The sequence below is a fragment of the Cellvibrio fibrivorans genome (assembly GCF_031457055.1).
In the GTDB taxonomy this organism is placed as follows: Bacteria; Pseudomonadota; Gammaproteobacteria; order Pseudomonadales; family Cellvibrionaceae; genus Cellvibrio; species Cellvibrio fibrivorans.
This window is the reverse complement of sequence record NZ_JAVDVX010000008.1, coordinates 37,304-59,917: the sequence shown is the minus strand read 5'-3', so window position 1 is coordinate 59,917 and position 22,614 is coordinate 37,304. Positions and strand designations below refer to the sequence as shown.

Annotated in this window: 26 protein-coding genes; 13 read left to right on the top strand and 13 right to left on the bottom strand. The window is 50.2% G+C overall.

Annotation, left to right across the window (positions count from 1 at the left end):
• Window positions 1–49: 49 nt before the first annotated feature.
• The 8 genes from J2X05_RS18885 to J2X05_RS18850 all read right to left on the bottom strand — a co-directional run bounded on the left by J2X05_RS18885 (window position 50) and on the right by J2X05_RS18850 (window position 7,739).
• Window positions 50–1,021, bottom strand: coding sequence for a PstS family phosphate ABC transporter substrate-binding protein (locus J2X05_RS18885; RefSeq protein WP_331351485.1), 972 nt, complete (start codon window positions 1,019–1,021; stop codon window positions 50–52).
• A gap of 206 nt (window positions 1,022–1,227) precedes the next feature.
• Window positions 1,228–1,659, bottom strand: a complete 432-nt coding sequence (locus J2X05_RS18880) for a ClpXP protease specificity-enhancing factor (RefSeq protein WP_310075526.1) — start codon at window positions 1,657–1,659, stop codon at window positions 1,228–1,230.
• A 117-nt stretch (window positions 1,660–1,776) separates the two neighbouring features.
• Window positions 1,777–4,011: a ubiquinol-cytochrome c reductase gene (locus J2X05_RS18875; RefSeq protein WP_310075524.1), complete on the bottom strand. Its 2,235-nt coding sequence runs from the start codon at window positions 4,009–4,011 to the stop codon at window positions 1,777–1,779.
• 1 nt (window position 4,012) lies between these two features.
• On the bottom strand, window positions 4,013–4,612 hold the full coding sequence (gene petA / locus J2X05_RS18870; RefSeq protein WP_310075522.1) for a ubiquinol-cytochrome c reductase iron-sulfur subunit: 600 nt from the start codon (window positions 4,610–4,612) through the stop codon (window positions 4,013–4,015).
• 289 nt (window positions 4,613–4,901) lie between these two features.
• Entirely contained in the window at window positions 4,902–5,294 is a 393-nt protein-coding gene (gene rpsI / locus J2X05_RS18865; protein WP_310075519.1) for a 30S ribosomal protein S9, read from the bottom strand.
• Window positions 5,295–5,305: 11 nt separating this feature from the next.
• Complete coding sequence (rplM, locus tag J2X05_RS18860) at window positions 5,306–5,734, bottom strand: 50S ribosomal protein L13 (protein ID WP_062066674.1); 429 nt, start codon at window positions 5,732–5,734, stop codon at window positions 5,306–5,308.
• Between the two features lie 116 nt (window positions 5,735–5,850).
• The gene (zapE, locus tag J2X05_RS18855; RefSeq protein WP_310075705.1) at window positions 5,851–6,981 is read right to left on the bottom strand and encodes a cell division protein ZapE; all 1,131 of its coding nucleotides are present in this window, start codon (window positions 6,979–6,981) and stop codon (window positions 5,851–5,853) included.
• A gap of 92 nt (window positions 6,982–7,073) precedes the next feature.
• The gene (locus tag J2X05_RS18850) at window positions 7,074–7,739 is read right to left on the bottom strand and encodes an alpha/beta hydrolase (RefSeq protein WP_310075515.1); all 666 of its coding nucleotides are present in this window, start codon (window positions 7,737–7,739) and stop codon (window positions 7,074–7,076) included.
• A gap of 144 nt (window positions 7,740–7,883) precedes the next feature.
• On the opposite strand from J2X05_RS18850, the gene J2X05_RS18845 reads away from it, so the two are divergent.
• Both J2X05_RS18845 and J2X05_RS18840 read left to right on the top strand, forming a co-directional pair.
• The gene (locus J2X05_RS18845; protein WP_310075513.1) at window positions 7,884–8,390 is read left to right on the top strand and encodes a Z-ring associated ZapG family protein; all 507 of its coding nucleotides are present in this window, start codon (window positions 7,884–7,886) and stop codon (window positions 8,388–8,390) included.
• A gap of 115 nt (window positions 8,391–8,505) precedes the next feature.
• Window positions 8,506–9,630, top strand: a complete 1,125-nt coding sequence (locus J2X05_RS18840) for a trypsin-like peptidase domain-containing protein (protein WP_310075511.1) — start codon at window positions 8,506–8,508, stop codon at window positions 9,628–9,630.
• Window positions 9,631–9,703: 73 nt separating this feature from the next.
• On the opposite strand, the gene hisD is transcribed toward J2X05_RS18840, so the two are convergent.
• From hisD to J2X05_RS18815, 5 genes are all read right to left on the bottom strand, one after another.
• Window positions 9,704–11,011: a histidinol dehydrogenase gene (gene hisD / locus J2X05_RS18835; protein ID WP_310075510.1), complete on the bottom strand. Its 1,308-nt coding sequence runs from the start codon at window positions 11,009–11,011 to the stop codon at window positions 9,704–9,706.
• Window positions 11,012–11,124: 113 nt separating this feature from the next.
• A complete protein-coding gene (hisG, locus tag J2X05_RS18830; RefSeq protein WP_310075508.1) occupies window positions 11,125–11,760 on the bottom strand; it encodes an ATP phosphoribosyltransferase in 636 nt (211 codons plus the stop codon).
• Between the two features lie 13 nt (window positions 11,761–11,773).
• Window positions 11,774–13,039, bottom strand: a complete 1,266-nt coding sequence (murA, locus tag J2X05_RS18825) for a UDP-N-acetylglucosamine 1-carboxyvinyltransferase (protein ID WP_310075506.1) — start codon at window positions 13,037–13,039, stop codon at window positions 11,774–11,776.
• Window positions 13,040–13,109: 70 nt separating this feature from the next.
• Window positions 13,110–13,364, bottom strand: a complete 255-nt coding sequence (locus tag J2X05_RS18820; protein ID WP_310075505.1) for a BolA family protein — start codon at window positions 13,362–13,364, stop codon at window positions 13,110–13,112.
• A 202-nt stretch (window positions 13,365–13,566) separates the two neighbouring features.
• On the bottom strand, window positions 13,567–14,190 hold the full coding sequence (locus tag J2X05_RS18815; RefSeq protein ID WP_310075503.1) for an MlaC/ttg2D family ABC transporter substrate-binding protein: 624 nt from the start codon (window positions 14,188–14,190) through the stop codon (window positions 13,567–13,569).
• 304 nt (window positions 14,191–14,494) lie between these two features.
• Between J2X05_RS18815 and J2X05_RS18810 the strand changes: the two genes are divergently transcribed.
• The 11 genes from J2X05_RS18810 to yjgA all read left to right on the top strand — a co-directional run bounded on the left by J2X05_RS18810 (window position 14,495) and on the right by yjgA (window position 22,561).
• Window positions 14,495–15,466: a KpsF/GutQ family sugar-phosphate isomerase gene (locus tag J2X05_RS18810; protein WP_310075501.1), complete on the top strand. Its 972-nt coding sequence runs from the start codon at window positions 14,495–14,497 to the stop codon at window positions 15,464–15,466.
• 16 nt (window positions 15,467–15,482) lie between these two features.
• Window positions 15,483–16,025, top strand: coding sequence for a KdsC family phosphatase (locus J2X05_RS18805; protein ID WP_310075499.1), 543 nt, complete (start codon window positions 15,483–15,485; stop codon window positions 16,023–16,025).
• Between the two features lie 3 nt (window positions 16,026–16,028).
• The gene (gene lptC / locus J2X05_RS18800) at window positions 16,029–16,640 is read left to right on the top strand and encodes an LPS export ABC transporter periplasmic protein LptC (protein WP_310075497.1); all 612 of its coding nucleotides are present in this window, start codon (window positions 16,029–16,031) and stop codon (window positions 16,638–16,640) included.
• Window positions 16,627–17,238 carry a lipopolysaccharide transport periplasmic protein LptA gene (gene lptA / locus J2X05_RS18795; protein WP_310075495.1) on the top strand — a complete coding sequence of 204 codons (612 nt, stop codon included), beginning with the start codon at window positions 16,627–16,629 and terminating at the stop codon, window positions 17,236–17,238. Before lptC ends, lptA begins: the two co-directional genes overlap by 14 nt.
• Window positions 17,239–17,243: 5 nt before the next feature.
• Window positions 17,244–17,969: an LPS export ABC transporter ATP-binding protein gene (lptB, locus tag J2X05_RS18790; RefSeq protein ID WP_310075492.1), complete on the top strand. Its 726-nt coding sequence runs from the start codon at window positions 17,244–17,246 to the stop codon at window positions 17,967–17,969.
• 203 nt (window positions 17,970–18,172) lie between these two features.
• On the top strand, window positions 18,173–19,831 hold the full coding sequence (locus tag J2X05_RS18785; RefSeq protein ID WP_310075490.1) for an RNA polymerase factor sigma-54: 1,659 nt from the start codon (window positions 18,173–18,175) through the stop codon (window positions 19,829–19,831).
• 109 nt (window positions 19,832–19,940) lie between these two features.
• Window positions 19,941–20,231 (top strand): ribosome hibernation-promoting factor, HPF/YfiA family, encoded by a 291-nt coding sequence (gene hpf, locus J2X05_RS18780; protein WP_310075488.1) that lies wholly within the window; start codon window positions 19,941–19,943, stop codon window positions 20,229–20,231.
• A gap of 98 nt (window positions 20,232–20,329) precedes the next feature.
• Complete coding sequence (gene ptsN / locus J2X05_RS18775; RefSeq protein ID WP_310075487.1) at window positions 20,330–20,782, top strand: PTS IIA-like nitrogen regulatory protein PtsN; 453 nt, start codon at window positions 20,330–20,332, stop codon at window positions 20,780–20,782.
• 11 nt (window positions 20,783–20,793) lie between these two features.
• Window positions 20,794–21,663, top strand: a complete 870-nt coding sequence (rapZ, locus tag J2X05_RS18770; protein ID WP_310075485.1) for an RNase adapter RapZ — start codon at window positions 20,794–20,796, stop codon at window positions 21,661–21,663.
• Between the two features lie 3 nt (window positions 21,664–21,666).
• Complete coding sequence (locus J2X05_RS18765; RefSeq protein WP_310075483.1) at window positions 21,667–21,939, top strand: HPr family phosphocarrier protein; 273 nt, start codon at window positions 21,667–21,669, stop codon at window positions 21,937–21,939.
• A 103-nt stretch (window positions 21,940–22,042) separates the two neighbouring features.
• Complete coding sequence (gene yjgA, locus J2X05_RS18760; protein WP_310075481.1) at window positions 22,043–22,561, top strand: ribosome biogenesis factor YjgA; 519 nt, start codon at window positions 22,043–22,045, stop codon at window positions 22,559–22,561.
• The last annotated feature ends 53 nt before the right edge of the window (window positions 22,562–22,614 follow it).

Below are 22,614 nucleotides of genomic sequence, written 5' to 3'. Positions count from 1 at the left end.
AAAGCCGCCGAACAAGTCGGCGGCTTTTGCTGTAGCACTTACGCAGTAATTACTTTTGCAACTCAGCCAATGCTTTGGTGACCATAGTCGCGGGCAGTGGGATATAACCATCACGCACCACAGTCTCTTGGCCTTGCTTGGAGAGGATCATCTTCGCAAACTCCAGTTGCAATGTATCCAGCGGGCGGTTCGGGTGCTTATTGATGTAGACATAAAGCACGCGTGCCAGCGGGTAGGTGCCATCTAAAGCATGCGATGCTTCAGCAGTCACAAAGGGTTGACCATCCTTTTTGGACAGCGGCAGTGCGCGCACGCCGGAAGTCACATATCCGATACCTGAGTAACCAATACCATTGATCGATTCAGATACACCTTGAACCACAGATGCTGAACCTGGTTGCTCATTGATGCCGGCTTTAAAGTCGCCTTTGCACAAAGCTTCATCTTTAAAGTAACCGTAAGTACCTGATACAGCGTTGCGGCTGTAAAGGGTGAAATCGCGACCAGCCCATTTATCGGTCAAACCTACATCGCCCCAACGGGTAATATCTTTGGCTGCGCCACACTTGCGGGTTGCAGAGAAAATCGCATCCACTTGTTGCAAGCTCAGGCCTTTGATCGGGTTATCTTTGTTTACATACACGGCAAGAACGTCAATCGCTACAGGTACCGCGGTAGGCTTGTAACCATGTTTGGCTTCGAAAGCCTGGATCTCTTCCGCTTTCATCGCACGGCTCATAGGGCCGAAGTTGGCAGTACCTTCAGTCAAGGCTGGTGGTGCAGTTGAAGAACCAGCTCCCTGAATTTGGATATTGACGTTAGGGTAGGATTTTTTGAAATCTTCAGCCCACAAGGTCATCAGATTGTTGAGCGTATCCGAACCAATTGAGTTCACATTACCCGACACACCCGTTACCACTTTATATTCTGGCAACTTGGGATCAACTGCCGCTTGCAGCGCAGCTGCACACACCATAGAGCCGGCCAGTGCCAACCCTTTAATAATTTTCATAGCGTTCATAGAGCGCTCCGTTTAGTCATTCGTGAGTAATGAATTCTTGCTTGTTGATGAAGAGATCTGTCTCTCCATTGACGATCACTTTAGCCAGCGAATATGACAGTAATATGACCAACAAGAATTTTTGTCACAAATATGTCGCACAAGCGTCACATTTATTCTGAGCGTACAAACAAAAACACCAGCCGCAGCTGGTGTTAGAGAGAGCTTTATTTTACGACGCGCAATCCGGGTCGTTTAGGGGCTGACCCAGAGGGAGAGATCGGCTCAGGTCGTGGAGATGGAGGCGGGGTTGTCGGAGCTGGTTCTGGCGGCTGCGGATTTTGCTCCGGCTCAAACATCATTCCCTGGCCATTTTCACGGGCGTAGATTCCGAGAATCGCGCCGCAGGGAACATAGAGATTATTCACCACACCACTAAAGCGCGCATTAAACGACACTGCAGTGTTATCCATAAAAAAATCTTTAATCGCCGAGGGGGAAATATTCAGAATGATCTGCCCGTCTTTGTTGACGTGTTGCTGCGGCACTTGGGTGCCCTGCACATGGGCATCCACGAGAATGTGCGGGGTGCAATTATTGTCCAGTATCCATTCGTAGATGGCGCGCAGAAAATACGGACGGCTGGATGTCATGGACATATACATTTCCTTTAGCTGAACAGATGAATACCGACAACAAATTACAGGTATTTTAACCCAGGCTCAATTTAATCAAGACACAAGCAAAACGGGCGACCTAAGTCGCCCGTTTTATTATCAGTGTATCTCTCTCCAGAATTCGCGGTTCAGGAAGTAGACAAAGACAAACAGGATCAACAGGAAGCCCAGCACGTAATAGCCCATTGCCTGACGTTTCACAGCAATAGGTTCGGCAACATACTCAAGGAAGTTAACCAAATCGTAAACCGCTTGGTCAAATTCAGCGGCAGATAAACTGCCCTTGATTTTGCCTTCCTTAAGTGCACCGCAGTGTTCGTCCATTTCAATCTGACCCACATCATTACGCAATGCTCCGCCGTGGTGATTGAGTTTTGGACCAGCGCCACACTCCAATAAACCCTGCTGGCCAATCAACACGTGCGGCATACCTACGTTGGGGAATACACGGTTGTTGACCCCCCAAGGACGGGTTTCATCCTTGTAGAAATTGCGCAGGTAGGTGTACAACCACTCCGGCGAACGCGCGCGCGCCACCAACGTCAAATCAGGCGGAACTACACCAAACCAGACTTTGGCTTGCTGCGGTTTCATTGCAATTTCCATCAATTGACCGATACGTTGATCGCCAAAAATCAGGTTTTGCTCCATCAGGTTGTGCGGGATATCCAAGTCGTCGGCAACACGCTCAAAACGTGAATACTTGGCCGAGTGGCAGCCCATGCAATAGTTGACGAAGTATTTGGCACCACGTTGCAGCGATTCTTTATCCTTGAGGTCCGGCTCCATGTGATCACAAGGAACCGCACCACAATTAAAAGCACCTTCACTTGCAACCGCTTTAATAGGCACCACCGCAAGGATAATAAACAGCACCAAACCACCAAGCACAACCAGTGTTGGCAAGCCTTTAGCTTGGGTGCGAGTCGGCTCAACCAAATCTTTATCGCGCGCTGCCAAAATTGGCATCACCGCAAAAATCGCCGCCAACAGAAAACACAGCACCAACAACAACACTGGAACTTCGCCACCAACATATTCGAGCCCCATCCAACCAAACACAACAGTGAACAGCAAACAGACGAACCAAGATGCTTTCGATTTGGCTTTTTCAGGGCTAGTGGTCGTCCACACCGGCATAGTCACAAAGTAGGCGAAGTAGAAAGCCGTTGCGATTTGCGACAGCAAGGTTCTGCCTTCGGTCGGCGCCTTAACACCTAGATAGCCGAGAATCACAAACATTGCCGCAAACGCGATCAACATCACTCGCGGGATATGGCCGCGGTAGCGCATGGATTTGACTTTACTGCGATCCAGCCAAGGCAACACAAACAGGATGGCAATCGCTGCCGCCATCGCAATAAAACCGAGGAACTTGGCGGTTAATACCATTGGGCCAAGCTCGATTGGCATGGTTACCGCACGCAGCACTGCATAGAACGGAGTAAAGTACCAAACCGGAGCAATATGCAGCGGGGTTTTCAGGTTGTTAGCTTCTTCAAAGTTAGCGTATTCGAGAAAGAACCCGCCCATCTCCGGCATAAAGAACATGATGAAGCAGAAGGCAAACAGGAACACAGTGATACCGACCAAATCGTGTACGGTATAGAAAGGATGGAAAGGGACACCGTCGCGCGGGATGCCGTTTTCATCTTTGTTCTTTTTGATCTCAACACCGTCAGGGTTGTTAGAACCCACTTCGTGCAGCGCCAGGATGTGCATCACAACCAAAGCGAGCAATACAATCGGCAAGGCCACAACGTGCAACGCGAAGAAGCGATTCAGGGTAATACCGGAGATCAGGTAATCACCGCGAATCCACTGTACCAAGTCTTCACCAATACCGGGGATAGCACCAAACAGGGATACGATTACTTGCGCGCCCCAATAGGACATCTGACCCCAAGGCAGTACATAGCCCATAAAGGCTTCCGCCATAAGTACCAGATAAATGGTCATACCAAAAATCCATACCAACTCACGCGGGGCTTTATAAGAGCCGTACATCATTCCGCGGAACATATGGAGGTAAACCACAATGAAGAACGCTGATGCGCCGGTGGAGTGCATATAGCGTAGCAACCAACCGTAATCCACATCACGCATAATGTACTCAACGGATGCGAAGGCACCCTCTGCAGATGGGGTATAGCTCATGGTCAACCAGATACCGGTTACCAGTTGGTTCACCAATACCAGCAGCGAAAGTACGCCAAAAAAATACCAGAAGTTAAAGTTTTTGGGCGCATAGTACTTGGCCATGTGCGTATCCCAGGCACGTTGTACCGGGAGGCGCTTATCAACCCACTGCCACAAACCAACTAACCAATTCATATCAAGCCCCCTGATCTTCGCCAATCACAATTACAGAATCGCTTTCATAACGATGCGGAGGCACTTCCAGATTCAAAGGTGCAGGTACAGCCTTGTATACACGGCCCGCCAAGTCATACTTGGAACCATGGCATGGACAAAAGAAGCCGCCCTGCCATTTATCGCCACCCAAATCTGCAGCGCCTACATCTGGACGAAATGCAGGTGCACAACCCAGATGGGTACAAATGCCCAACAAGATCGCAAACTCTTTGTTAATCGCACGCTCAGCATTTTGCGCGTAGGCAGGCTGCATGGTTTCTTTGGATTCAGGGTCAAGCAATACACCTTGCTCTTCCACTTTTTTCAAGCTATCCAAAGCTGCCTGGGTGCGGCGCACGATAAACACCGGCTTGCCGCGCCACTCAACGGTGACCATAGCACCCGGCTCTATTTTGCTGATGTTGTATTTTACTGGCGCACCGGCAGCTTTTGCCTTGGCACTCGGATTCCAGGAACCCACGAATGGAACGGCGGCACCCACAACACCAACCGCACCCACTGCACAAGTGGCTCCGATTAATACGCGGCGGCGCGTTTGATTTACTGCGTCATTACTCATGACGAATTTCTCCCCTAAACAGCTTTAACGGCTAGCAAATTGCCTAAAATCATCCTACGACTTGGTATGTGTTACTGATACGAAGTCAGGCGAAAAAAGGAATATTGGGTGACTCAAGAAAAGGCGGGCAATGTTAATGAATTAACGCACTGCTTACAAGAATAACCACACATAAACAGTGGGTTATAAGCTGCTAATTTTAGACGTAAAAAAACGCCCAAGCCAGTAAAGACTTGGGCGTTTTTGATGATCATCAACCAGTTGGCATAAATCCAACTGGAGAAAACCATTAACGCTTGGAGAATTGTGGCTTCTTACGTGCTTTACGCAGGCCAACCTTCTTACGTTCAACTTCGCGAGAATCGCGGGTAACGTAACCGGCTTTACGCAAATCGCTACGCAGAGACTCGTCATATTCCATCAGAGCGCGAGTCAGACCATGGCGAATAGCGCCTGCCTGACCAAAGCTACCGCCACCAGAGACAGTAACGTTCACGTCAAATTTTTCTACCAAACCAACCAGTTCGAGTGGCTGACGAACAACCATGCGCGCAACTGGACGACCGAAGTACTCGTCCAACGGACGATCATTAACGATGATTGCACCAGTACCAGCGGTGATGAACACGCGCGCGGTAGAGGTTTTGCGACGGCCGGTGCCGTAAAATTGTGTAGCAGACATGTCAGCTCCCCTTAGATGTTCAGTTCTTTAGGTTGCTGAGCAGCATGTGGATGCTCATTACCTGCATAAACTTTCAGTTTTTTGAACATAGCACGACCGAGTGGCCCCTTCGGCAACATACCTTTAACGGCAGTTTCGATGGTGCGCTCTGGCGCTTTTTCAATCAACTTCTGGAAGCTGATAGATTTAATGCCACCCACAAAACCAGTGTGTGAGTAGTAAATCTTGTCAGTTGCTTTACGGCCAGTCACGCGCACTTGAGCGGCATTGATTACAACAATGTAATCGCCGGTATCAACGTGTGGAGTGAATTCTGGCTTGTGCTTGCCACGCAAACGCGAGGCGATTTCCGCAGATAAACGGCCGAGTGTTTTTCCCGCCGCATCCACGACGAACCAGTCATTAACGACAGATTCTGCTTTGGCAATATAGGTCTTCATGTTATTCCTGCCTAATCGGATGTGGATACAAATATAAATAAAACAACCCTAAAATAGGGAGGCAGCATACTACACAGCCAATGCCTGACTTTCAATCATAATTTGCGCCTGGATTGTTATTCAGGCCGATGCGGGCGGGCCAGATACTCGTGGCTCTGCATTTCCAGCAGACGACTCACAGTGCGTTGGAACTCAAAATCCAACTTGCCAGTGGAGTAAATCTCAGCCAAGGGGCGCTCTGCCGAAATAACCAGCTTGACCTGGCGATCATAAAACTCATCAACCAGATTCACGAACCGGCGCGCTTGGTCATCTGTTGCACGCCCTAAACCTGGCACATTGCTCAGGATTATTGAGTGGTACTCACGCGCCAATTCGATGTAATCATTCTGCGAGCGCGGACCGTCACACAATTCGACGAAGTCAAACCAAGCGATACCTTCACTCAGGTAGCGCGCCCGAATAAAGCGCCCTTCCACTTCCAGATCACGATTCTCATGAACCTCAGCGGTAGTTGATAACAGGCTTTTAAAGCTGCACATCAAGCTCTGGTCAGCAGCTTCATCTAGCGGCGAATGATAGAGCTCAGCCTGCTCCAGCGCACGCAAGCGGTAATCGACCCCACCATCCACATTGACAACCAATGTATGTTCGTTGAGCAAGGCGATGGCAGGCAAAAAGCGCGCGCGCTGTAGCCCATCTTTATATAAGCCATCGGGGATTATATTGGAGGTCGCCACCAGCGTCACGCCGCGCGCAAACAGCTCTTCCATCAGGGTACCGAGAATCATCGCATCAGTGATATCCGATACAAAAAACTCATCAAAACAAATTACCCGCGCTTCACTGGCAATAATATCGGCCACTTTTTTCAGCGGATTTTTCTGGCCATCGAGTTTTTTAAGCTCGGCATGCACGCGGCGCATAAACCGATGAAAGTGCGCGCGCAGCTTTTGCTCAAATGGCAAACTCTCATAAAAATTATCCATCAAATAGGTTTTGCCGCGCCCTACCCCACCCCAAAAATACAGACCGCGTACCAATTCGCGCGGTTTAGCGCCGGTCAAGCGCTTGAAAAACCCACTCAACCCGGATTGCTCTTGCTCAGCCTGCCAAGCTGCAACAAGTTGCTCATAGAGATATTGCAGATGATTTACCGCAGCAGCTTGTGCTGCATCGCGGCGAAAATCCGGGCGCCCAAGATCGCGCTGGTAACGGTCAACAGGAGAGAGGGAGATAGAAGTCATCATAGATATCAAGCAGGCTCACTAAAACTGGGCGCCACTGTAGCGATAAGCCTGCAGCAGCGCCAATAGATTTTGTACCAGCAACGACAGGTTTAAGCCGCTGGGATTTGCCGCAATAGAACCTGGGTCAAATCGTTTTTTATCTGGGTTAAATAGCCATGAAAAAAATGTCCTGCTTCCGGGTAACGCAAAAGTTCAGCAGGGCTTTGCAAAGTGGCGACCCACTGATAAACCCCCTCGGCGATAACACGCTCATCTTTATCACCCTGGATAACTGCAAGCGGGCTGGGAAATTGCCCTTCGCGATCATAGGGATAACGCTCCACCGGTGGTGCCACCAGTGTCAAATGTTGCAAACCATCAACCTGATAACTGGCTTGCGCCGCGATAGAGGAGCCGAATGAAAAACCGGCCAATAATAACGGGGATTGCGGCAATTGCTGTTTTGCCCAAGCAATAACCGCCAACAAATCATCCACTTCGCCAACTGCATTATCAAAGCTGCCCTCGCTTTTGCCCACACCGCGAAAATTAAAACGCAGCACATGAATCCCCAGATCGCGATAAGTGCGCATCAGTGTAGTGACAACCTTATTATCCATAGTGCCACCGTGCACAGGATGCGGATGGCAGACAATCACTAACAAATGACGCGCTGTAAAAAAACCCTCCCTATCCCCCTGATGAATTGCGGCCTGTAGCTGGCCAACTGGGCCGGAAATAAAAATTTCCTGTTCTTTGGCAAAGGGAAAATTCATGATGAACCTCATCGATTAAGCACAAGCGCGCACATACGCGATAATTTTTGCCCATTTTAATGAGAAAATGGACTTATAATAGAGTTATCAACGTCCTTGGCCGAATATCCAACAGATCACGGTCATGTCTAGCAGGAGATTTTCGTGTATTCATTCAGTGCATTAGTTATTACCGGTTTGATTTGTTTGTTCGCTGGCGCCGGCCTTGGGGTAGCGATTACCTATGTATTCCGCGCAAAAATTCTCGGCCGCGACCTTGAACAGCGCCTGCATGAGGCCGAAAGTTCACTGCAAGGCTACCAGCGCGATGTCGCCGAACACTTTGCGCAAACATCTCAGTTAGTGAACAACCTTACTCACGCCTACCGCGATGTGCATGAGCATTTGGCAAGCGGTGCATTGAAGTTGGCCACTCCGGCAATCAGCCGCCAGATACTGGACTCGGCCAACAGCAATCTCGGTGGCGATACCAAAGCTTACATCGCTGAGCAGCGTATTGAACCACCGCGCGACTGGGCGCCCAAAGCGCCCGGAGCCAAGGGCGCCTTGAGTGAAGATTACGATTTGCGCGATGACCATCACACCAATGCGCGCATGCCGACCGAATCGGCAGATGACTATGATTTTGACGGCAAAGCCAATCGCTATTGATTAACGAGTGAAGCAGCTATCGCTGGCTTGATTGCGTACAGGACGTCGAAAAAAGTATAACCCCGCACTGCGGGGTTTTTGTTGGCTGATAAAAGTATCGACGGAGACGCTTTGCATGTTCCTACAACGCTTGCTGCAGTTTGTTGGCTGGCCCATTACCGCAGGCGTTATCATTGCGTTGCTCGCACTACTACTCTTTCCCCAATTGCGCGGAAGCCAGCAACCAACGCCACTAAACACCAATAACAACCTCAATACTGGTGTTGTCTCCTATGCGGATGCTGTCAATCGCGCTGCGCCTGCAGTAGTAAATGTGTACACCGAAAAACGGGTAGTACAACGCAACCAAAACCTTTCCAACAATCCATTTTTTCGCCACCTTTACAATAACTCCAACATTCCGCAACAAGAGCGTATGCAAAAAACGCTCGGATCAGGAGTTATTGTTGATAATTCCGGTTTAATTCTCACCAATAATCACGTCATTAACGGCGCTGACCGGATTGCGGTGTTGCTTTACGATGGTCGAGTAACTTCAGCCGAACTTATCGGCGTAGATCAAACCAATGATTTAGCAGTGTTAAAAATTCAAATCGACAACATCTCTGCCATCACACTCGGCAATTCCGACAATATTCGAGTGGGCGATGTGGTGTTAGCCATTGGCAACCCTTTTGGTGTTGGTCAAAGCGTAAGCCAAGGCATAGTAAGCGCGACAGGCCGCTGGAATCTCGGTATAAATAGCGCAGAAAATTTTATTCAAACCGATGCGGCGATTAATCCCGGAAATTCTGGCGGAGCATTAATTGACGCGCACGGGAATTTAATTGGAATCAATACCGCCATGCTGGATGAAACCGGGGCTTCATTCGGGATCAGTTTTGCCGTGCCGGTTGATAAAGCGATGAATTCGCTAAAACAAATTGTGGAATTCGGCAGTGTCCGCCGTGGCTGGCTTGGGATTGGCGTAACGCAACCCACACTCGAATTTGCACAAAAAATGGGAGCCGAAGGTCTCCTAATTAGTGAAATTGATCGCGACAGCCCCGCTGAAAAAGCGGGCTTTCACATTAATGATTACATTACCCATATCGACAATACGCCACTCCTTAACAATCATTCGGTAACTAATTCTCTTTTAAATATTCAACCTAACGCCGAAATTACCTTTAGAATTATTCGCGATGGAAAAGCATTAGAAATAAAAGCAATAGCCGCATTCCCGCCAACAAAAACCTAGTCTTCTTCAATTTTTATGCAAAAAAAATGGGCGCAATCCGCGCCCATTTTTATTTCAATATTGCCGATAAAAATTAATCGAGAATCCGGTATTCCGCTGAGCGTGCATGCGCCTCAAGATATTCACTGCGCGCCAACACCGATGCAGTTTTGGATAATACCGACGCACCCGCTGCCGAACACATAATCACCGAGCTACGCTTTTGAAAATCGTAAACTCCCAGTGGCGATGAAAAGCGCGCAGTACCCGAGGTAGGTAATACGTGATTGGGGCCAGCACAATAATCGCCAAGTGCTTCCGGGGTAAAACGTCCCATGAAAATAGCACCGGCGTGACGCACCTGCGGCAATAGCGATTCGGGATCGGCAACTGACAATTCCAAATGCTCGGGCGCTATGCGATTACTTACCGTGATTGCCTGCTCCATATCGGCAACTTTAATTAGCGCGCCACGATTTTTTAATGACACGCTTGCAATACTTTCACGCGCAAGTGTTGGCAATAAACGCTTGATCGACTCCTCGACCTTATCCAAATAATCAGCATCAGGGCACAGCAAAATCGACTGAGCCTGCTCATCGTGTTCCGCTTGGCTAAACAAATCCATCGCGATCCAATCCGGATCAGTCAAGCCATCGCACACCACTAAAATTTCTGATGGGCCTGCAATCATGTCAATCGCCACCTGACCAAATACCGCGCGCTTGGCAGTAGCGACATAAATATTGCCGGGGCCGACAATTTTATCGACCTTGGTAATGGTTTCAGTTCCGTAAGCAAGTGCCGCAACTGCTTGCGCACCGCCGATAGTAATTACACGATCCACACCGGCGATTGCCGCAGCTGCCAATACCATCGGGCTGATTTCACCATCGGGTGCAGGCACCACCATGATTAATTCATCAACACCGGCAACCTTCGCAGGAATTGCATTCATCAATACCGATGATGGATAAGACGCTTTGCCGCCGGGCACATACAAACCCACACGCTCCATCGCCGAAATTTGTTGGCCGAGCACAGTGCCATCGACTTCGGTATAGCGCCAGGAACTTTGCAATTGATGCTGGTGATAATTGCGAATACGCTCAGCAGCAATTTCCAATGCCGCACGTTGCTCGGCACTGATTTGCGTCAGCGCATGCTGTAACTGCGCAGAAGTAACCACAAATTCGCTAATACTCTGCGCTGTGCGGCGATCAAATCTATTAGTGAATTCCACTACAGCTGCATCACCGCGCGTTTTTACTTGATGCAAAATATCATCGACCACTGCGGCAACGCGGGTATCGCTTACCGACTCCCACGCAAGCAACTGATCAAGGCGCTGATTAAAATCGCTTTGGCTGGCATCCAAACGGGTGATGATAGATTCAGACATGGAATTCTCTTTTAAAAAAACAATAACAATATGAACTGAAAAAATAACAGGTTGATCATGCAGCCTATCGATTGCAAATACCTATTGGCATTTGCAATCGATGGTATAGAAAACTAATCGGCCGCTACTGCGGTAGCGATATGATCGATGATGGTTTGGATTTGCACGTGCTTCATTTTCATCGAGGCTTTATTCACGATCAAACGGGAACTGATATCTGCGATAAATTCACGCGGTTCCAAACCATTTGCGCGCAGGGTATTGCCGGTATCGACAATATCCACAATTTCATCGGCCAAATTCATAATCGGCGCGAGTTCCATAGCACCGTAGAGTTTAATGATGTCCGTTTGCCGACCTTGCGAGGCGTAATATTGTTTGGCGATATTCACATACTTGGTGGCGACGCGAATGCGACCAGCAGGTAGTGACTCGCCTTTTACACCGGCGGTCATTAATTTGCAGCGCGCGATATTTAAATCGAGCGGCTCGTACAAACCTTCAGCGCCATTTTCCATCAAGGTATCTTTGCCGGAAATACCCATATCCGCCGCACCAAATTGCACGTAAGTGGGAACATCCGCACCGCGCAACAATAATAAGCGCACGCCCGGTTGGGTAGTTTCAAATACCAGCTTGCGGCTTTTTTCCATATCTTCCAGCGGTTCAATACCTGCTGCTGCAAGCAGCGGTAACGTCTCTTCCAGAATGCGCCCTTTGGTAAGTGCAATGGTCAGGGTTTGGCTCATGGCATATACCTCCTTATGAACCTTTTACGCGGCGCACACTGGCACCCAGGCTTTGGAATTTTTGTTCAATAGCTTCATAACCGCGATCGATGTGGTAAATGCGGTCGATCAGGGTTTCGCCGTCAGCAACCAAACCGGCAATAACCAAACTCGCAGAAGCGCGCAGATCGGACGCCATCACCGGCGCCGCTTTCAAACGCTCGACACCAGTGACAATAGCAGTGTTATGCTCCAGCTCTATATGCGCACCCATGCGGTTCAATTCAGCAACCTGCACCAAACGGTTTTCAAAAATTGTTTCAGTAATATGGCTCACACCTTCAGCGACGGCATTCATCGCCATAAATTGCGATTGCATATCGGTGGGGAATGCCGGGTAAGGTGCGGTGCGCAAGCTCACGGCTTTGGGGCGTTTGCCGTGCATATCCAGCGCGATCCAATCTTCACCCACCGTGATATCGGCACCCGCTTCCTGCAATTTCAAAATTACCGCTTCAAGGATGTCGGCGCGGGTATGGGTCAGTTTGATTTTGCCGCGCGTGGCTGCAGCAGCCACCAGGTAAGTCCCAGTTTCGATCCGGTCAGGCATCACACTGTATTCGCAGCCATTCAATTTTTCGACACCGTAAATGGTCAGACTGGATGTGCCAATGCCTTCGATTTTTGCGCCCATGGCTACCAGCATATTAGCGAGATCGACAATCTCGGGTTCGCGCGCGGCGTTCTCAAGCACGGTTTTACCTTCAGCCAATACCGCGGCCATCAGCAGATTTTCAGTACCGCCAACGGTGACCATATCCATCAGGAAATGGCAGCCTTTTAATCGGCCATTGGAGCGGGCGCGTATGTAACCGCCATCAATTTCAATGGTTGCGCCCATCGCCTCAAGGCCGCGCAAGTGGATATCCACCGGGCGCGAACCGATTGCACAGCCGCCGGGGAAAGACACATTGGCTTCACCATAACGCGCCAGCAAAGGCCCGAGCACCAGGATCGAGGCGCGCATGGTTTTTACCAGTTCGTAAGACGCGGTGTAGGAATTGATGGTATTAGGATCGACGATCACTACGTGCTCGCCCTGAATTTCAATCGTCAAACCCAGGGTGCGCAACAGCTGCACCATGGTGGTCATATCTTTTAAATGGGGAACATTGCTTAAACGCACTTCGCCATCAGCCAAAATAGCGGCGGCCAAAAGTGGCAGTCCTGCATTTTTGGAACCGGAAATACGCAATTCACCCGTAAGCGGCCCGCCGCTCGCAATTAAAAACTTATCCATCACAACCCTGATAACAAAAAAGAAAAAAAATGCCGGCCCGGCTTATGCCAGTGCCTGCGAAATGAAGTTATTACTGCTGTTGTTGCTGTTGCATCCACTGTTCAGGTGTGAAAGATTTAATGTAATCCACCGCGTGGATACTGCGGTCAGCGAATTGCGCACTAAGGGTAGACAGCACCAACTGCTGCTTTTTAACAGGAGTCAGACCTGCAAATGCAGGGCTTACAACAACCAGGCCGATATGGTCGCCCATAACGTCTACAGATTTCACATCGCAATCGGGGATTTGGCTTTCGATCAGCGTTTTGATTTGTTCAGCTTGCATAGATTACTCGATAGGGAAGTCAGGCCAGCTATGCCTGCTACAAAGGCAGACATAATATAGCGATAAGTAAATAAGGCGCGCAGTTTACCGGAATGTCGCCCGTATCGCACCAATAAACCCGCATGCAGAACTCTCTGGGCCAAAAAGCAAAACCCCGGCTCTTGGCCGGGGTTTGATGGTGATTCAATCGGTGCAGGAGCACTTAGGCATCAGCCAACCAATTAGCAATCACTTTGTCGATGTCGCCATTGTACTTTTTGAGACTAGCCTTGAATTGGCCACTGAACGATTGACCCAAATTAACACCATTGAGCACCACATTGATCAGCTTCCACTCACCCGATTTTTCTTTGCGCATGGTGTAATCCAACTTGTGTGAAGCACCTTCTATCGCTACTTCTTGCTTCACGATATGACGGGCAGCATTAACTTCGTTGACACCGGCAATTGTCACCTTGCTATCTGCATAACCCAGTACACCCTTGGCAAGTGACTTTACCATGCCGTCTTTAAAGACTTTTTGAAACGCCTGGCGCTGTGCCGGAGTAGCTTGTTTGTATGCTTTCCCCATCACGGATGCAGAGATAAATGGAAAATTCACTACATCATTGAGTGCCCCCTCAACTTGTGCATAGTAGGCATCGTCAGCAGTTTTTTCAGTGTTTTTTACCTTAACCAAATCAAACAATTTTTGCGCAACGGACTCCACAATCATTTGTGGGGATTGGGTTGCAGCCGCTGCAGGTGCCTGTGCCATAACACTGGTACCAAGCAACATGGTTAAGCCGAAAACAACACCAGAGACTTTGGTGAACAAATTTTTCATCGTAGAACCTTCCATTAATTGATGTGTGGTCATTAAGTCAGAGATGGCCTTATACCGAGACTCAGACAGCGCGAATTCCTTATGGTGCCATTCTTTATAAGTTGCTTATGGATGTGGCGGTTTATTAAACCGGAGACGCGGTGAGCAGGTTTGCGGCGCGCACTATACCATTTACATCTGTGCCACCAAAACTCGCACACGGGAAAAAAGTCACAAACATCCCTCGCCTTGCACAGCCTGCCCGTTATAATGCCCCACCTTGTACTGCCATCACTGGCGTAAACCGTTATTTTGGAAGTGTTTTATGGCTGCTTTTGACTATGTCAGCTCCGCCTTGCGCACCATCCGTCTGGAAGCCGAAGCAGTGACGGCGCTGGGTGCACGTATCGACGGCCAATTTACTGCCGCCTGCGAACTCATTCTTAATTGCGCCGGCCGCGTGATAGTTACGGGCATGGGCAAATCCGGCCATATCGGCAAAAAAATCGCCGCGACGCTCGCTAGCACCGGTACTCCCGCATTTTTTGTACATCCCGGCGAAGCTAGCCATGGTGATTTGGGCATGATTACCAAGAATGATATTGTGCTTGCGATTTCTTACTCGGGCACATCGAGCGAAATTGTCACTCTGCTGCCGCTGCTCAAGCGCGCTGGAATTAAAATCATCAGCATGAGCGCCAATGCACAATCAACCCTTGGCGAAATCGCTGAAGTTAATCTCGATATTAGTGTTGTCTTCGAGGCCTGCCCACTCGACCTAGCACCCACATCCAGCACTACCGCAACCCTGGTAATGGGCGACGCATTGGCGATTGCACTGCTCGAAGCACGCGGTTTTACCGCGGAGGATTTTGCGTTCTCCCACCCCGGGGGCGCGCTTGGGCGCAAACTGCTGTTGCGCGTTGCCGATGTGATGCACAGCGGCGACGACATTCCGCGCGTAGCACCCGATACACCTATGTTGGACGCGCTGATGGTGATGTCAGAAAAAGGCTTTGGCATGACCACGGTGATGGATCAGGGAGGTAATTTGCTCGGCATTTTTACCGACGGTGACTTGCGCCGCAGTATCGACAAAGGTGTGGATATACGTACCGCCAAAGTGGGTGAACTGATGAATACCCAACCCAAAATGCTGCGTGAAAATACGCTGGCCGCTGAAGCGCTCGCATTAATGGAACAAGCAAAAATTAATGTATTACTCATCACCAACGAACAAAAGGCGCTGGTGGGTGTCGTAAAAATCAATGACCTGCTGCGTGCAGGTATTATCTAAAAAACGGAATTACCGCATGAACCCTGAATTGCGCGAACGCGCCGCCCGCATCAAACTCTTATTACTGGATGTGGACGGCGTACTGACCGATGGTCGCCTTTACTTTGGCAACAACGGCGAAGAATTTAAATCCTTTAGCACACTTGATGGTCAGGGCATTAAAACCCTGCAAAAGTCCGGGGTAAAAGTGGGGATCATCACCGGTCGCACCAGCAATCTGGTCGCCCGACGCGCGAGCGATTTGGGTATCAATATCCTGGTACAGGGGCGCGAGGATAAATGGGAGGCATTGCAGGAGATACTGCAGGAGCATCCAGTCGCATTGGATGAAATCGCTTTCATGGGCGATGACTGGCCAGATCTGGGTGTAATGACCCGCGTCGGCCTCGCATTTACCGTCGCCAATGCCCATGTCAGCGTCGCGGCACGTGCCCACTGGCAGAGTCGCGAGCGCGGCGGCGAAGGCGCGGTGCGTGCCGCGTGCGATTTGTTAATGCAAGCCCAAGGGACGTTTGATGCAGCCTTGGCGCCCTATCTCGCGAACAACGGTGAAGACTAGACGATGAACCTGTTGCAGCGCGCTTACCGAATTCACCAGTATGTGCCAGCACCATGGCTAATCGCCTTCGCGCTGGTGATTTGTTTTTTTGCTTTTTCATTGCGCCAGAAAGCAGAACTGGTGGGCTACGAATATGACGCCAGTGGCTTTCCCCAAACTTATATGAAAGCCGTGGAAACTCGCGAATTCGATGCCCAAGGCAAATTGCACTACCAATTATCAACACCGCAAGTCACCCATTACCAGGCAAATCCCGATGGCCCTTCGAATGCGGATTACACCCTGATCGAGCGCCCGGATATGGCGTTTTACGATGCCGAAGCTAATGCTCCCTGGCTGGTCAGTGCCAGCACTGGTCGCAGTGAAGCAAATGGCCAGTTGATCCGCCTGCTCGACAATGTCCTGATTCAGCAACAGACCCCTTCGCAGGGGCTGATCCAAATCACCACCAGTGAGCTACAGGTGCGCGCCAGTGAACAATTCGCGGAAACTGACAAAGCTGTTAATATGCGCAGCGCTAAAGGCCAGATAGACGCAATAGGTATGGATGCTGACCTGGCGCAGAGTCGGCTTCAGTTAAAGTCCCAGGTTAAGGCTGTTTATGATCCCCGTTAAATTCCGTTTTGCCCTCGCTCCATTTGCGCTAGCGATTGCTGCTGTTTTTGTCAGTTATAGCAACACTGCCCTGGCTTTGCCCGGCGACAAAAATGAAACTATTCGCGGTTCGGCGGATAATCTGACCGTCGACCAGAAAAACGGCGTCGCCACCTATACTGGTTCAGTGAAAATCCAGCAGGGCTCACTGGTGATTTCGGCAGACTCTATCGTGATCCACACCAATCCCGACAGCAGTGTTGAAAAAATGATCGCCACCGGCAACCCGGCGCGCTTCCAACAGCAACCGGAAAAGGATCAAGGTGTAGTCACCGCCGCTGCCAAACAAATTACTTATACCCCCAGCAATGAGCATCTTGTGTTGATTGAAGATGCATCGGTCGAGCAAAACGGTGCGGTCATGAGTGGCCCGCATATCGATTACGACTTAGTAAAAGAAGTGATGAAAGCGGCGGGCAGTAATGGTGCATCGGGCAGCGATGGCCAGCGGATCGAAATCGTGATCCCACCCAAGGCGGGCAAAACTGAAACCAGTAACGACCAGCCCGCTGCCGCATCCAGTGCAGCCCAATCCTCATCAACTGAAGCAACCCCTTAACTCATATGCCCAGCCTGCACGCACGCCATCTCGCAAAAAGTTACAAAAAACGTAAAGTCGTTATCGACGTCTCGATTACTGTGGAGAGCGGCCATATCGTCGGCCTGCTCGGCCCCAATGGCGCCGGTAAAACCACCTGCTTTTATATGATTGCCGGCCTGGTGCCCGCCGATAATGGCAATGTATTAATTGACGACCGCGATATTACCCAACTGCCCATCCACGGCCGAGCTCGCGCCGGCATCGGTTACTTGCCACAAGAAGCCTCGATTTTCCGCAAGCTGACCGTCGCCGATAACATCATGGCAATCCTCGAAACCCGCAAGGATCTGGATCGCACCCAGCGCCAGGAAAAGCTCGAATCATTGCTTAATGAATTTCACATCACCCACATCCGCGACAGCCTGGGGATGGCACTTTCAGGGGGCGAACGCCGCCGGGTAGAAATCGCTCGTGCGCTAGCGACCGACCCCAAATTTATTTTGCTCGATGAACCTTTTGCCGGAGTTGACCCCATCTCGGTCAACGATATCAAAGAAATTGTGCGCCATCTTAAGGACCGCGGTATTGGCGTGCTGATTACTGACCACAACGTGCGCGAGACACTGGATATATGTGAGACCGCCTATATTGTAAGCGAAGGCCACATTATTGCCGAGGGCGATGCCGAAACCGTACTCAGCAACAGCAAGGTGCGTGAAGTCTATTTAGGCGAGCATTTCCGTCTGTAAAGGTGGCTAAACCCGTCACCACCAGTGTTACCAACCGCCCGTCAGCAACACCTTCGGCAACACACAAACAACTTGACAAGTAACATTCTTTGATCATTAGGCATAAAGCTTGCTTAAGCTTATTGCTTGCGCGCCAAACCCTGACTAAACTCCACCTATCTGATGTTTTCCATCCTGCGTTATAAGGGTTTGTCGTTCACACAATGAAGCAATCTCTCCAGCTCAAACTCGGTCAGCAGCTGACCATGACTCCGCAACTGCAGCAGGCAATCCGCCTACTGCAACTATCGACATTAGACCTGCAGCAAGAAATCCAGGAAGCGCTTGAATCCAATCCTATGTTGGAAGTGGAGGAAAGCTTCGACAGCCCCAGTAGCACCAATGATTACGAAGGCAGTGAGCTGGATAAAGCGGATTACACTCGCCAGTTAGAGATCGCTGCTGAAGCCGGTACTGACCACGGCACTGACTTTACCGCGAGCGAAAATTTCTCCTCCAGCAGCGCCGACAACTACAGCGAAACCAATAGCTATACCGAAGGCGGTGAAAGCTTCGGTGAAGGTGAGAATTTTGGTGAAAGTGAGAGTTTTGGCGATAGTGATGTGTACGGTGAGGGCGACGGATTTAGTGCGGACGCCGGCGAATGGAGCGATTCCATCCCCAGTGACCTCCCCGTCGACACGAGCTGGGATGATGTTTACCAATCATCATCCAGCAGCAGCTCAAGCAATTACGACAACGAAGACAATGATTTTGAAAGTCGCCGCGCCGCAACTGATTCGCTCTACGACCATCTGATGTGGCAGTTAAACCTGACGCCCATGTCGGATCGCGACCGCGTACTGGCGATGGCAATTATCGATGCGGTGGAACCGAGCGGCATGCTGTCCATCACCATCGAAGAAATTTTTGAAGGTATGCGCAGCGATTTTGAAGAGCTGGAACTCGACGAAGTTGAAGCGGTGCAACACCGCTTGCAACAGTTCGATCCTTGCGGCGTATGCAGTCAAAATCTATCTGAGTGCCTGTTGGTGCAATTGCAACAATTTGATCCGAAAACACCGTTTTTAGACTCGGCAAAATTAATTGCCAAACAATATTTGCCGGTGCTCGGCAGCCGCGATTATCGCCAGCTGATGCGCCGCACCAAATTGAAAGAAGCTGAATTAAGCCAGGCAGTGGCATTAATTCAAAGTTTGAATCCGCGCCCAGGCGATATGATCGCCAATGGCGATACCGAATATGTAGTACCTGATGTATTCGTTGAAAAACGCGATGGCCGCTGGATAGTGGAACTCAATCCGGATATTGCGCCGCGCTTGCGCATTAATTCCGACTACGCCTCTATGGTGAAACGCGCCGACTCCAGCACCGACAACACCTTCCTCAAAGATAATTTGCAGGAGGCGCGCTGGTTCTTAAAAAGTTTGCAAAGCCGCAATGAAACCCTGTTAAAAGTGGCGAGTTGTATTGTGGAAAAACAGCGCGGCTTTTTGGATTATGGTCCTGAAGCGATGAAGCCATTGGTGCTGCACGATATTGCTGAAATTGTTGAGATGCACGAATCGACTATTTCACGTGTCACCACCCAAAAATACATGCACACACCACAGGGTATTTTCGAGCTGAAATACTTTTTCTCCAGCCATGTCAGCACCGACAGTGGTGGCGAATGTTCATCAACTGCAATTCGCGCGATTATCAAAAAATTGGTAAGTGCCGAGAATCCGAAAAAACCGCTCAGCGATAGCAAGATTACCGACCTGCTCGCCGAGCAGGGGATTCAAGTGGCACGCCGTACTATTGCCAAATACCGCGAATCACTCAATATTCCGCCGTCGAATGAACGCAAAACTATTTAGCTATTTAGTTGTATTAGTAGTACCAATAAAGTTCGGATCAAAAAATCACTGATGTAATGCGAGGTTGTGCCAGTCGCAACCGTTTTGTTTCTAGCGAGAGGAAGTATCTATGCAAATAAATATCAGCGGTCGTCATGTAGAAGTTACCGATTCCATGAAAGAGTATGTAACCAGTAAAATTGAGCGCTTAACGCACCACCATGACCGCATCACCAGCACCAACGTTATCCTCTCGGTAGATAAACTTATCCAAAAAGCAGAAGCCACTATCCATGTCAGTGGCAAAGATGTATTCGCTGAAGCTACTCATGAAGATCTGTATGCCGCGATTGATGCACTGGCTGATAAACTTGACCGCCAATTGATTAAACACAAAGAGAAGATGCGCAGCCATCGCTGAGTGCGCGATAGCTCGCCATCGTTAACTGAACCTACGCCGCCATCGCCACCTTGCGATGTCTGCATTATTTATTGAGAGATGCCCAGCATCACCTTGTCATGCAAATTCAATCCCTGATCAGCCCCAGCCGCACCCTCTGCGGCGTCGAAGGGGGCAGCAAGAAACGCGCACTGGAGTTGCTCGCCAACACCATTGCGCAGGATATCCCCGATATTGATGCCGATGAATTGTTCCGCCGCCTGATTGGCCGCGAGCGCCTCGGCTCCACTGGTATTGGCCACGGAATTGCAATCCCCCACTGCCGTATTGAACACTGTAAAGGCACTGTGGGTGCACTGATTACCCTGACCGATCCAATCGACTTCGATGCAATAGATTCGCAACCGGTCGATATTCTGTTCGCGATGCTGGTGCCGGAAGATGCCCACAGCGAACACTTGCAAACCTTGGCAGCACTGGCTGGCGCACTGAACAACGCCGAATACCGCCAGCGCCTGCGCGCCTCCAAAACTAATGAAGCGCTCTATGATGCAGCGCTAACAACCTCGTAAACAGGATTTATATGCATCTGGTGATCGTCAGTGGCTTGTCTGGTTCGGGTAAGAGTACGGCACTCCATGTCCTTGAGGATGTGGGGTTCAACTGTATCGACAACTTGCCCGTCAGCCTGCTACCTGCGTTGGTTGCCCAGATCCAGATCCACAAAGATGACCAACACCGCTTTGCCATTGGTATCGATGTGCGCAATGCCTGGCAAGATCTGGCTATCTTCCCGCAGATGATCAGCACCCTCAAAGAAGCGCATCTGCCCTTCCAGACCCTGTTCCTCGATTCTCAACCACCGGTATTGATCCAGCGATTCAGTGAAACCCGCCGCAAGCATCCGCTGTCAGATAAACATACTAGCCTGGAAGAGGCGATCAGCGCTGAGCAGCAGCTTCTGGAGCCCATCCGCGATTGTGCTGACCAGATTATCGATACCAGCCACCTGAATCTGCATGAGTTGCGCGATCTGGTGAAAGAGCGGGTCGTGGGCCGCAGTGAATCGACCATGGCTATTTTGTTTGAATCCTTTGGCTTCAAACACGGTGTACCCGTGAATGCCGATTTGGTATTTGATGCGCGCTGCCTGCCCAATCCACACTGGAAGCCCAATCTGCGTCCGCAAACCGGCAAGGATCAGGAAGTGATTGAGTTTCTGGAAGAGCAAATGACGGTGAGGGAGATGTACGAAGATATCGAGCATTACCTGACCCGATGGCTGCCCCGCTATCAGGCCAACAACCGCAGCTATATCACTATTGCAATCGGTTGTACTGGCGGCCAACACCGCTCAGTCTACTTGTCGGAGCGGCTGCAAAAACATTTCGACCACAGTTTTAGCGATGTTCAAGTTCGCCATCGCGACATTAACAAACACAAAAAACCCTAGATCATGCAGACCGAAACGCTCGATATCATCAACAAGCGCGGCCTACATGCGCGCGCCGCCGCCAAGCTGGCGACCCTTGCCAACCAATTTCAGGCCAAGGTACTCGCACGCGTGGGCGAAGGTAACTGGGCCGATGCCAAGAGTGTTATGTCGTTGATGCTGCTAGCCGCTAGCCAGGGCACTGCTCTGGAAGTCAGCGTAGAGGGCGATGATGCTGATGCCGCGCTCTGTGCTATCCGCGCACTGATTGCCGACCGCTTTGAAGAAGGCGAATAAATAGCCTATTGTTAAACCAAAGCCAGCGACAAAGGTTGTTGTTCCCGGGCAACTACTCTAAGCTGCGCGCCCTTTTATTGATTCTTTCTCCGACATTACAGCCATGGTTTACAACTACGACGACATCAACCCCGATGACTACATCCTTAGCAAATCGCAGGTCAAACGCGATATGCATGCGTTGCAAGCGCTGGGGGAAAGCCTGATCGACATGAACGAAAAGCAACTTGCCAGCATTCCGCTGAGCGACACTATGCTGGATGCGATTTACATCGCGCGCAAATTACCCCCCAAAGAAGCCCGCCGCCGCCAGGTGCAATATATTGGCCGCCTGATGCGCGAAGGCAACCACGAGGAAATCAAAGCAGCAGTGGACAAACTGCAAAACCGCAGCGATCAATATGTGCATCGCCAACACCAGGTAGAGCGCTATCGCGACCTGCTAATTGAAGGCGACAAACAAATTTTCCAAACACTGGTCACCTCTTGCCCCGGAATTGATGTGCAGCACTTACGCCAGTTGATCCGCACCGCGCAAAAAGAGCGCGACGAGAACAAGCCGCCTGCGAGTGCACGCAAACTCTTTGCGTTTATCCGCGAGCAGCTGGAAGCGCAGGATTAACGGGTTGCGCGCAAAAACAAACTACCAAAAACAAGGGCGCCGAATGGGCGCCC

Coding starts and splice junctions, on each gene's coding strand:
- J2X05_RS18885 (WP_331351485.1), bottom strand. CDS start 1,021: ATGAACGCTATGAAAATTATTAAAGGGTTGGCACTGGCCGGCTCTATG.
- lptC (WP_310075497.1), top strand. CDS start 16,029: ATGAACCTGTTGCAGCGCGCTTACCGAATTCACCAGTATGTGCCAGCA.
- J2X05_RS18880 (WP_310075526.1), bottom strand. CDS start 1,659: ATGTCCATGACATCCAGCCGTCCGTATTTTCTGCGCGCCATCTACGAA.
- J2X05_RS18815 (WP_310075503.1), bottom strand. CDS start 14,190: ATGAAAAATTTGTTCACCAAAGTCTCTGGTGTTGTTTTCGGCTTAACC.
- J2X05_RS18785 (WP_310075490.1), top strand. CDS start 18,173: ATGAAGCAATCTCTCCAGCTCAAACTCGGTCAGCAGCTGACCATGACT.
- murA (WP_310075506.1), bottom strand. CDS start 13,039: ATGGATAAGTTTTTAATTGCGAGCGGCGGGCCGCTTACGGGTGAATTG.
- hpf (WP_310075488.1), top strand. CDS start 19,941: ATGCAAATAAATATCAGCGGTCGTCATGTAGAAGTTACCGATTCCATG.
- J2X05_RS18810 (WP_310075501.1), top strand. CDS start 14,495: ATGGCTGCTTTTGACTATGTCAGCTCCGCCTTGCGCACCATCCGTCTG.
- rapZ (WP_310075485.1), top strand. CDS start 20,794: ATGCATCTGGTGATCGTCAGTGGCTTGTCTGGTTCGGGTAAGAGTACG.
- ptsN (WP_310075487.1), top strand. CDS start 20,330: ATGCAAATTCAATCCCTGATCAGCCCCAGCCGCACCCTCTGCGGCGTC.
- J2X05_RS18765 (WP_310075483.1), top strand. CDS start 21,667: ATGCAGACCGAAACGCTCGATATCATCAACAAGCGCGGCCTACATGCG.
- J2X05_RS18820 (WP_310075505.1), bottom strand. CDS start 13,364: ATGCAAGCTGAACAAATCAAAACGCTGATCGAAAGCCAAATCCCCGAT.
- J2X05_RS18840 (WP_310075511.1), top strand. CDS start 8,506: ATGTTCCTACAACGCTTGCTGCAGTTTGTTGGCTGGCCCATTACCGCA.
- J2X05_RS18805 (WP_310075499.1), top strand. CDS start 15,483: ATGAACCCTGAATTGCGCGAACGCGCCGCCCGCATCAAACTCTTATTA.
- rpsI (WP_310075519.1), bottom strand. CDS start 5,294: ATGTCTGCTACACAATTTTACGGCACCGGCCGTCGCAAAACCTCTACC.
- zapE (WP_310075705.1), bottom strand. CDS start 6,981: ATGACTTCTATCTCCCTCTCTCCTGTTGACCGTTACCAGCGCGATCTT.
- hisD (WP_310075510.1), bottom strand. CDS start 11,011: ATGTCTGAATCTATCATCACCCGTTTGGATGCCAGCCAAAGCGATTTT.
- lptB (WP_310075492.1), top strand. CDS start 17,244: ATGCCCAGCCTGCACGCACGCCATCTCGCAAAAAGTTACAAAAAACGT.
- J2X05_RS18850 (WP_310075515.1), bottom strand. CDS start 7,739: ATGAATTTTCCCTTTGCCAAAGAACAGGAAATTTTTATTTCCGGCCCA.
- hisG (WP_310075508.1), bottom strand. CDS start 11,760: ATGAGCCAAACCCTGACCATTGCACTTACCAAAGGGCGCATTCTGGAA.
- petA (WP_310075522.1), bottom strand. CDS start 4,612: ATGAGTAATGACGCAGTAAATCAAACGCGCCGCCGCGTATTAATCGGA.
- yjgA (WP_310075481.1), top strand. CDS start 22,043: ATGGTTTACAACTACGACGACATCAACCCCGATGACTACATCCTTAGC.
- rplM (WP_062066674.1), bottom strand. CDS start 5,734: ATGAAGACCTATATTGCCAAAGCAGAATCTGTCGTTAATGACTGGTTC.
- J2X05_RS18875 (WP_310075524.1), bottom strand. CDS start 4,011: ATGAATTGGTTAGTTGGTTTGTGGCAGTGGGTTGATAAGCGCCTCCCG.
- lptA (WP_310075495.1), top strand. CDS start 16,627: ATGATCCCCGTTAAATTCCGTTTTGCCCTCGCTCCATTTGCGCTAGCG.